Source organism: Kitasatospora sp. NPDC091257, assembly GCF_044757675.1.
Lineage (GTDB): Bacteria > Actinomycetota > Actinomycetes > Streptomycetales > Streptomycetaceae > Kitasatospora > Kitasatospora lactacystinica.
This window is the reverse complement of sequence record NZ_JBIVVI010000228.1, coordinates 1-9,221: the sequence shown is the minus strand read 5'-3', so window position 1 is coordinate 9,221 and position 9,221 is coordinate 1. Positions and strand designations below refer to the sequence as shown.

Genomic DNA, 9,221 nt, shown 5'->3' with positions numbered 1-9,221 from the left:
CCCCCTCGGACACAGCCGAATTCCCCGTGGGAGCCGAAAGGCACCCACGGGGAATTTCGTTTTTCGGGCCGCCCCTTTCCCGGGCGGGCCCCGGTCGCCATCCCCGGCCACCACCCCTTCCGGGCACTGTGGCCTCGGTCTCCTCGCCGGTCCGCACCGGCCCGGACGCCGGACACGAGATGGCAACAATCGGACGGTTTGAGCTTCCTCTGAGGTATTCGCCCGTTTTCGGAACATAGGCTGCTCTCCGTTTGTCCGAAATACCGACTCAAAATCGCAAAAACACCGACACCACCCGATGAACCACGAGCGAGAGGACCGATACGTTGAGTGAGCCCGAATCGTCGACGGCATCACACCAGAACTACCGCCGATCGCTCGGCACGATCAGCCTGACCGCGGTCGGGCTGGGGTCGATCATCGGCTCCGGGTGGTTGTTCGGTGCCGAGCGGGCCGCCAAGCTCGCCGGACCCGCCTCGATCCTCGCCTGGGTGATCGGTGCCGCGGTGGCGCTGACCATCGCGCTCACCTACAGCGAGCTGGGCTCGATGTTCCCCAAGGCCGGCGGCATGGTCCGGTACGGCCAGTACTCGCACGGGTCGCTGGCCGGCTACCTGGCCGCCTGGGCCAACTGGATCGCCATCGTCTCGGTCATCCCGGGTGAGGCCACCGCCTCCGTGCAGTACATGAGCTCCTGGCACTTCGGCTGGGCACAGGGGTTGTTCGACGGCAAGGAGCTGACCCTCAGCGGAGTGGCGCTGGCCAGCGTGCTGCTGCTCGTCTACTTCGCCCTCAACTGGTTCGCGATCACGCTGTTCGCCAAGACCAACACCGCGATCACCGTCTTCAAGGTCGTCGTCCCGACGGTGACCGCCGGTGCGCTGCTCTTCGCGCACTTCGACACCGCCCACTTCACCGACCACGGCGGCTTCGCGCCGAACGGCTGGAGCTCGGTGTTCACCGCCGTCGCGGTCTCCGGCATCGTCTGGGCCTTCAACGGCTTCCAGTCCCCGCTCAACCTGGCCGGCGAGGCCCGCAACCCCGGCAAGTCGCTGCCGAAGGCCGTCATCGGCTCGATCCTGATCGCCCTGGTGATCTACGTCGCGCTGCAGATCGCCTTCCTCGGCGCCATCCCCGGCGGCGACCTGGCGAACGGGTGGAGCAACCTCTCCTACACCTCGCCGCTGGCCGACCTGGCCATCGCCTGGGGCCTGAACTGGCTGGCGATCACGCTGTACGCGGACGCCTTCATCTCGCCCTCCGGCACCGGCATGATCTACGCCGCCACCACCTCGCGCATGATCCACGGCGTGCAGGAGAACGGCCACCTGCCCAAGATCTTCGGCAAGGTCGACGCCAAGACCGGCATCCCGCGCCCGGCGCTGGTGCTCAACCTGGTGGTCGCCTTCCTGTTCCTCGCGGTCTTCCGCGGCTGGGGCTCGCTGGCCGAGATCGTCTCGGTGGCCACCGTGATCTCGTACATCACCGGCCCGGTCGCCGTGATGGCGCTGCGCCGCCTGGCCCCGGACCTGCCCCGGCCGGTCCGGCTGCGCGCCATGCCGGTGATCGCCCCGGTCGCGATGGTGTTCGGCTCGCTGGTGCTCTACTGGGCCCGCTGGCCGCTCACCGGCAAGGTCATCCTGCTGATGGCCGCCGGTCTGCCGATCTGGGCCTGGTACGAGCTGCGCAAGCCGTTCGCCGAGCTGAAGCCGCACCTGAAGGCGGGCGCCTGGATGGTCGCGTACCTGTTCGTGATGGCCGGCGTCTCCTGGGCGGGCAGCGCCGACTTCGGCGGGCACGACTACCTGCCGGAGGGCTGGGACCTGCTGATCGTCGCCGCGATCGGGCTGGCGTTCTACCGCTGGGGCGTCGCCAGCGCCTGGGCCAACCCCTCGCTGGCCGCGGTCCGCCAGGAGATGGCGGAGGAGGCGCGGAGCGCCGCGCCGGACGACGCCGCGGAGCCCTCGCGGGTCTGAGGCGCCTGAGCGCGTGAACTCACGGTGAAGGGCCGGTCGGAATCCTCCGACCGGCCCTTCGGCGTTCGCGGGGACCGTGCGCGGTGCGCACCGTTCCCGGTGCGCTCCGTTCCCGGTGTACGTCCATGCTGCCGTGGCGGGCACCCCCCGGTCACCGTCTTCGGGGATGATCTTCGTCGCGGTTTCCGCGCCTAGCGTGGTCGCGGGCGGTCCTCGACGGGAGGGCCCGGGCAGGGAGCGTCGTCGACGTGACGGAAGCACAGCAGTACGGTCAGGATCCGGCCCTCGTGCGGGAACTGACCGGAATGATGGCCGAGGACGGCGCGGCCGCCCGGCTGGCGAACAGCCCCGACCTGGCCGAGCAGGCGGCCTGGCGCCGGCTCACCGCCCGGCACGGGGACCGGCTCGCGGAGATCATGGCGGCGCACGGCTGGCCGACCGAGCGCACCGTCGGCCCCGAGGCCGCCCGGGCGGCCTGGCTGGTGGCGCAGCACGCGGACCGGCAGCTCGACGTCCAGCGGCAGGCCGCGGCGCTGATGGGCGTGGCCGTCGCCAGGGGCGAGGCGAGCGCCCGCGACCTGGCCTTCCTCCAGGACCGGCTGGCGGTCAACGAGGGCCGGGAGCAGCGCTACGGGACGCAGATCGGCGCGGTGACGGACGGCCGCCCGGTGCCGTGGCCCTGCGAGGAGCCCGAGCGGCTGGACGAGCGGCGCGCCGAGGTGGGCATCGAGCCGTTCGACGAGTACACCGCGCGGTTCGCCCCGAAGTAACCGTCACGTCCGCCGGGCGGGATTGACTCTTGCGCGCGGCCGTCCGCGCCGCATTGACTGGCCTCCGACCAGCGCTGCTGGTCAAGGGTCGGCTGAGTGGACGAGAGGACGATCGGTGCGGCAGTACGCGCAGTACCCGAAGCACGGCGACCAGTACATCGACGGCGAGTGGCGGCCCTCCGGTGACACCGGGTCGATCACCGTGCTGAACCCGGCGACCGAGCAGGTACTGGCCACGGTGCCGGCCGGCGGTCCGGCCGACGTCGACGCGGCGGTGACGGCGGCCCGCCGGGCGGCCCGGAGCTGGGGCTCCACCACCCGCGAGGAGCGGCTGGCCCTGCTGACCCGGCTGCGGGACGGGATCGCCGCCGCGCAGAACGAGATCACCGAGACCGTCGTCGCCGAGCTGGGCTCGCCGGTCGGCTTCGCCGGGGCCGTGCACGCCGGGCTGCCGCTCGCCGTGGCGACCTCCTACCTGACCCTGCTCGCCGAACACCCCTTCGAGGAGCGGATCGGCAACTCGGTGGTGCACGCCGAGCCGGCCGGGGTGGTCGCGGCGATCACGCCCTGGAACTACCCGCTGCACCAGATCGTGGCCAAGGCCGTCCCGGCGCTGGCGGCCGGCTGCCCGGTGGTCCTCAAGCCGGCCGAGGACACCCCGCTGGTGGCCCGGCTGTTCGCCCGGCTGGTGCACGAGGCCGGCTTCCCGGCGGGCACCTTCCACCTGGTGACCGGCACCGGCGCGGTGGCGGGCGCGGCGCTCGTCGGGCACCGGGAAGTGGACCTGGTCTCCTTCACCGGCTCCACCGCCGTCGGCCGGCAGATCGCCGAGACGGCCGGCCGGGGGCTGAAGCGGGTCTCCCTGGAACTGGGCGGCAAGTCGGCCAACGTGGTGCTGCCGGGCGCCGACCTGGCCCGCGCGGTCAAGGCCAACGTCGCCAACGTCTTCGCCAACTCGGGCCAGACCTGCAGCGCGCTGACCCGGCTGCTGGTGCACGAGGACCAGTACGACGAGGCGGTCGCCCGGGCCGAGGAGCTCGCCGCCCAGTACCGGCCGGGCGACCCGACCGACCCGCGGACCCGGATCGGCCCGCTGGTCAACGCCAGGCAGCTGGACCGGGTGCGCGGCTACATCGACGGCGCGCTGGCCGAGGGCGCCCGGCTCGTCGTCGGCGGCTCGGAGCCCGTCGCCGAGCTGCCCACCGGCTACTACGTCCGCCCGACCGTGCTCGCCGACGTGACCCCGGAGATGACGGTGGCCCAGGAGGAGGTCTTCGGCCCGGTCCTGGCGATCCTCCGCTACCGCGACGAGGACCACGCCGCCGAACTCGCCAACGGCACCCCGTACGGCCTGGGCGGCGGCGTCTGGGCCCGCGACACCGACACCGCCGCCGCCTTCGCCCGCCGCCTCGACACCGGCCAGGTGGACCTCAACGGCGGCCGCTTCAACCCGCTCGCGCCCTTCGGCGGCTACAAGAACTCGGGCCTCGGCCGGGAGCTGGGCCGCCACGGGCTGGAGGAGTTCCTCCAGTACAAGTCCCTGCAGTACTAGCCGCACCGGGCCGTCGCCCGCGCCCGGGGAGGTGGAGGCCGGGCGGGGCGGGGCCGGAGGCCGGGCGGGGCCCGGCGAACGGCTGACAACTGACAACTTTCAGATTTCAGCGAACAGATGACAGATTTCGAAATCTGTCATCTGTTCGCCGTCTGCCGTCCGCCGTCAGGCCAGGTCGACGCCCGGGTAGAGCGGGTACGGGGCGAGCAGGTCGGCGGCGCGCTTGGCGGTGGCGTCGCGCAGGGCGGCGTCCAGGCTGTAGGCGGCCTTGGACGGGGAGCCCTTGGCCGTGGTGGTGGGGGTGGTGGCGCTCAGGACGGTGTGGATCAGGTCGGCGATCTCGTCCATCTCCGCGGTGCCGAGGCCGCGGGTGGTGAGGGCCGGGGTGCCGAGGCGGACGCCCGAGGTGTACCAGGCGCCGTTCGGGTCCAGCGGGACGGAGTTGCGGTTGGTGACGATGCCCGAGTCGAGCAGGGCCGCCTCGGCCTGGCGGCCGGTCAGGCCGTAGCCGGAGACGTCGGCGAGGACCAGGTGGTTGTCGGTACCGCCGGTGACCAGCTTGCCGCCGCGGCGCAGCAGGCCCTCGGCGAGCGCCTGGGCGTTGGCGACGACGGCGCGGGCGTAGGCCTGGAACTCGGGGCGGCGGGCCTCGGCGAGGGCGACCGCCTTGGCGGCCATGACGTGCGAGAGCGGGCCGCCGAGCACCAGCGGGCAGCCGCGGTCGACGTGCTCGGCCAGTTCGGACTGGCACAGCACCATGCCGCCGCGCGGGCCGCGCAGGGACTTGTGGGTGGTGGTGGTGACGATGTGGGCGTGCGGGACCGGGTCGTGGTCGCCGGTCAGCACCTTGCCCGCGACCAGGCCGGCGAAGTGCGCCATGTCGACCATGAGGGTAGCGCCGACCTCGTCCGCGATCTCGCGCATCCTGCGGAAGTTCACCAGGCGCGGGTAGGCGGAGTAGCCGGCGACGATGATCAGCGGGCGGAACTCGCGGGCGGTCTCGCGCAGCGCGTCGTAGTCGATCAGGCCGGTGGCCGGGTCGGTGCCGTAGCTGCGCTGCTCGAACATCTTGCCCGAGATGTTGGGCCGGAAGCCGTGGGTGAGGTGGCCGCCGGTGTCCAGGGACATGCCGAGCATCCGCTGGTTGCCGAGCTCCTGGCGCAGCCGCGCCCAGTCCTCCTCGGTGAGGTCGTTGACGTTGCGCACCGCGGCGCGCTCCAGGGCCGGGCTCTCGACCCGCTGGGAGAGGACGGCCCAGAAGGCGGTGAGGTTGGCGTCGATGCCGGAGTGCGGCTGGACGTAGGCGTGGTCGGCGCCGAACAGTTCGCGGGCGTGCTCGGCGGCGATGCTCTCGACGGTGTCGACGTTGCGGCAGCCCGCGTAGAAGCGGCGGCCGACGGTGCCCTCGGCGTACTTGTCGCTGAGCCAGTTGCCCATGGTGAGCAGGACCGCCGGGGAGGCGTAGTTCTCGCTGGCGATCAGCTTGAGCGAGGCGCGCTGGTCCGCCAGCTCCTGGCCGATGGCGGCGGCGATCCGGGGTTCGACGCCGGCGACCACGTCGAGGGCGCTGCGGAAGGCGGTGTCGGCCGCGGCGGAGGCGGCGGTGTGGGGCTGCTGGGCCATGGCGGTCTCCTGGTGGGGATGCGGGGGCCCAGGCGCTCGGCAAGTTCACGTGAGGATTCACGGGGCCGCTTCCCGATGGTTGATTCCATCCCTACGCGCCAGTTGCGGCCCACCGGGATCGTACCAACACCGGAGGGACTGTGGCGGAGGTCTCAGAATGCGGAACGGGCAGTCCGCTATGTTCCGCTATGTCCGTTCTTTTGCAACGCCGGTGTTTCGGCGAAATGAAGCCGCCACATATCCCGAAACAGTTCCGCAGGAATGACCCGAACGACCGTCGAAGGTGATTTGCGGAACCTCGGACGCATCCGATCCAATGGCGCTCGAACGGCCGCCGGGAAAACCCCGGTACGCCGTACCGGAAATGCACACCAGCGCACCCTCACCCATGGGGCGGCGGAGAATTCGGGGGTTACGCCTCATGGCAGCGGTCGACACCGTCCCAGGCACCACGGCCGGGCCCGCGCCCGCCGCCGACCCCGGCCTGCTCCGCCGGATCCTGCGGGACCGGGTCGGCGCCGCCGCCCTGGCGGTGGTGGTGCTGTTCCTGCTGCTCGCCCTCGGCGCCCCGCTGGTCGCCGCGCTGTACGGGAAGAACCCGGTCGACCACTACGGCCAGAACGTCCCGGGCCTGCTCAGCGACAGCGGACTGCCGATGCTGCCGAACGGCGGGATCTCCGGCGACTTCTGGTTCGGCCTGGAGCCCGGCCTCGGCCGGGACGTCTTCACCCAGCTGCTGTACGGCATCCGCACCTCGCTGCTGATCGCCTTCGCGGCCGCCGCGGTGACCACCACCCTGGGCGTGCTGGCCGGCGTCGCGGTCGGCTACCTGGGCGGGATCACGGACCGGCTGTTCGGATTCCTCGCGAATGTGCTGCTGGCCTTTCCCACGCTGCTCCTGCTGCTCGCGCTCAGCCCGGTGATCCAGTCCCGTTTGGTCGACCCGGGCACCGCGGAACCGGAGTGGATGCAGTTCCTGGTGCTGATCCTGGTTTTCTCGGCGTTCGGCTGGATTCCGCTCGCGCTTTCCCTGCGGGCCACCGTCCGCTCACTCCGGGAAAGGGATTTCGTGCAGTCCGCACGGGCCCAGGGCGCCGGCCGGTTCCATGTCGTCGTCCACGAACTTCTGCCGAATGTGCGCTCGCAGCTGCTGGTGCACGCCACCATGGCGGTGCCGACCTTCGTGGCCTCCGAGGCCGCGCTGTCCTTCCTCGGCGTCGGCATCACCGAGCCGGTCCCGGACTGGGGGCGGATGATCGCGCGCGGCTCCGAGGTCTTCCAGGCCGACCCCACCTACATGGTGTTCCCCGGCGTGGCGCTGCTGCTGTTCGTCATCGCCTTCAACCTGCTCGGCGACGCCGTCCGGGACGCGCTGGACCCGCGCGCCCGCACTGCCCGCTGAGCCCCCTCGCCTCCTCCCATCCATCAACCCGAGCCCGCCCCGGCACGATCCGCCGGGGCAAGGAGAGATTCGCCATGCGCTGGACCAGACCGTCCCTCGCCGTCATCGCCACCGCCCTGCTGGCGACCTCCTGCTCGGCCGGCGCGGGCAGCACCACCGGCTCCGGCGGCGCCGCCGGGGCCTCCGCCAAGGAGACCTCCCCGCTGACCGCCGTGCTCGGCAGCGAGCAGGAGAGCGCCGGCCCGGCCCCGGCCGTCCCGGGCGCCCGCGCGGGCGGCACGGTGAACGTGTACAACAGCGTGGAGTTCCGCCACCTCGACCCGCAGAAGGTCTACGCGGGCGCCACCTACAACGCCTCGCTGCTCTGGGGCCGCCAGCTGACCCAGTACCAGGTCGTGGACGGCAAGGCCAAGCTGGTCGGCGACCTGGCCACCGACACCGGCACCCCGGCCGACGGCGGCCGCACCTGGACGTACCGCCTCAAGCCGGGCGTCGCCTGGGAGGACGGGCAGCCGATCACCGCCCAGGACGTCAAGTACGGCATCGAGCGCACCTTCGGCAAGGGCTACGAGGTCGGCCCGCCGTACTGGCCGCAGTGGCTCACCGGCGAGGCCGGCTACGAGGCGGCGCGCACCAAGTACGCGGGCCCGCAGGCCGGCGACCTGGACGCGATCGAGACGCCGGACGAGCGCACGATCGTCTTCCACTTCCCGCAGCCGCAGGCCGACGTCCCGTACATGGCCGCGCAGTCCTCCTCCTCCCCGGTGCGCCGGGACAAGGACACCGGGACGGACTACGACCGACTGCCGTTCGCGACCGGGCCGTACCGGATCGTCGAGCACGTCCAGAACACCCGCATGGTGCTGGAGCGCAACCCGGCCTGGAAGCCCGAGACGGACCCGATCCGCAGCCAGTACCCGGAGAAGTTCGTCTTCACGTACGGCAAGGAGGCGCTCAACCTCAACCAGGAGATCCTCTCCGGACGGGACGGCGGCGCCAACGCCACCACCGCCTCCGACACCCTCTCCGCCGAGCTGTACCAGACCACCGACACCGACCCGAAGGCCAAGGAACTGGTGGTCTCCGGGCGGCAGGGCGCCTTCGTCACCCAGCTGATGATCAACAACGCGCGGGTGCCGGACGTCGAGGTCCGCAAGGCGCTGCACCTGGCCTACCCGCGCCAGCAGGCCCGCCAGGTCCAGGGCGGTGCCCGGACCGGCGAGCTGGCCACCACGCTGAGCTCCCCCGCGCTGATCGACCACCAGAAGTACGACCTCTACCCGGCCAGGCCCGAGGGCGACCCGGAGGCCGCCAGGGCCGCGCTCGCCAAGGCCGAACAGGCGCCCGGGAGCCTGACCTACGCGTACCGGAACACCCCGACCGGGCAGCGCGTCGCGCAGGTGCTGGTCGAGGGCTTCGGCAAGGCCGGGATCACCGTCGTGCCCAAGCCGGTCGACCCCAAGGCCTTCCTGGACGAGGTGCACCGCACCGACTCCCCGTACGACCTGTTCGAGGAGACCAGCTCGGTCGACTGGCCGACCCCGTCCACCCTCGTCCCGTTCTCCTTCGACGGCCGGGCCGGCAGCGACATCAACTCCGCGCGCTACCGCAACCCGGAGGTCGACAAGGAGATCGACCGGATCAACCAGATCGGCGAACCCCGCGCCAAGGCCAAGGAGCTGTACGCGCTGGAGCAGACCGTGATGAAGGACCTGCCGGTGCTGCCGTTCGCCTACCCGACGGTCAACCAGCTGCGCGGCAGCAACGTCGGCGGGGCGTTCGTCCACCCGATCTACGGGACCGTCTCGCTGGCCTGGCTGTACCTGAAGTCCTGAGTGCCGGGGCCCGCTCCCGTTCCCCGGGTTCCCCGGGTTCCACGGCGGAACGGGGGCGGGCCC

The 9,221-nt window shown here is 71.8% G+C and carries 6 protein-coding genes and 1 riboswitch; of the genes, 5 read left to right on the top strand and 1 reads right to left on the bottom strand.

From position 1 onward, the window contains the following. Positions 1-326 precede the first annotated feature (326 nt). From ACIQOV_RS13555 to ACIQOV_RS13545, 3 genes are all read left to right on the top strand, one after another. Positions 327-1,976, top strand: a complete 1,650-nt coding sequence (locus ACIQOV_RS13555) for an APC family permease (RefSeq protein WP_401048303.1) — start codon at positions 327-329, stop codon at positions 1,974-1,976. 305 nt (positions 1,977-2,281) lie between these two features. Then, positions 2,282-2,746 carry a DUF6624 domain-containing protein gene (locus ACIQOV_RS13550; protein WP_401048305.1) on the top strand — a complete coding sequence of 155 codons (465 nt, stop codon included), beginning with the start codon at positions 2,282-2,284 and terminating at the stop codon, positions 2,744-2,746. A 115-nt stretch (positions 2,747-2,861) separates the two neighbouring features. Continuing rightward, positions 2,862-4,298 carry an aldehyde dehydrogenase family protein gene (locus ACIQOV_RS13545; protein WP_401048301.1) on the top strand — a complete coding sequence of 479 codons (1,437 nt, stop codon included), beginning with the start codon at positions 2,862-2,864 and terminating at the stop codon, positions 4,296-4,298. 165 nt (positions 4,299-4,463) lie between these two features. Here the strand turns inward: ACIQOV_RS13545 and ACIQOV_RS13540 are convergent, their stop codons facing one another. Next, on the bottom strand, positions 4,464-5,921 hold the full coding sequence (locus ACIQOV_RS13540) for a glycine hydroxymethyltransferase (RefSeq protein ID WP_380539514.1): 1,458 nt from the start codon (positions 5,919-5,921) through the stop codon (positions 4,464-4,466). Between the two features lie 19 nt (positions 5,922-5,940). Continuing rightward, positions 5,941-6,037, bottom strand: a riboswitch (ZMP/ZTP riboswitch). Between the two features lie 305 nt (positions 6,038-6,342). Here ACIQOV_RS13540 and ACIQOV_RS13535 point away from each other — a divergent pair. Together ACIQOV_RS13535 and ACIQOV_RS13530 are read left to right on the top strand one after the other, a co-directional pair. Then, positions 6,343-7,323, top strand: coding sequence for an ABC transporter permease (locus tag ACIQOV_RS13535; RefSeq protein ID WP_401048299.1), 981 nt, complete (start codon positions 6,343-6,345; stop codon positions 7,321-7,323). Positions 7,324-7,397: 74 nt separating this feature from the next. Beyond that, positions 7,398-9,158, top strand: coding sequence for an ABC transporter substrate-binding protein (locus ACIQOV_RS13530; RefSeq protein ID WP_401048297.1), 1,761 nt, complete (start codon positions 7,398-7,400; stop codon positions 9,156-9,158). The last annotated feature ends 63 nt before the right edge of the window (positions 9,159-9,221 follow it).